The sequence below is a fragment of the Bartonella sp. AP58NXGY genome (assembly GCF_042195785.1).
Classification (GTDB): Bacteria; Pseudomonadota; Alphaproteobacteria; order Rhizobiales; family Rhizobiaceae; genus Bartonella.
Map to the genome: position 1 here is coordinate 1 of NZ_JBHIOY010000367.1, position 252 is coordinate 252.

Annotated in this window: 1 protein-coding gene; it reads left to right on the top strand. The window is 41.3% G+C overall.

The genetic code is table 11. The features are described 5' to 3' along the window. Nucleotides 1-252: ATP-binding cassette domain-containing protein (locus ACFINC_RS11460; protein ID WP_375617279.1), on the top strand; the 252-nt coding region annotated here is incomplete at both ends.

The window sequence follows — 252 nt, forward strand, 5'->3', positions numbered from 1 at the left end:
CTTGTAGAGATTGAAAGACGCTTTTATGAGAGTCATAAGCCGCTCATTGTTTTAGATAAAGCGAATTTTATTCTTAATCGTGGAGAGCTTGTCGCCCTTGTCGCACCATCTGGTGCTGGAAAATCAACACTTCTTCATATTGCGGGGTTATTAGAAAAACCAACAGCTGGTGATGTGTTGTTACGAGGTGTTTCTTGTGCAAAACGCTCTGATCGTGAGCGAACAGCTATCAGACGAAATGATATTGGTTTT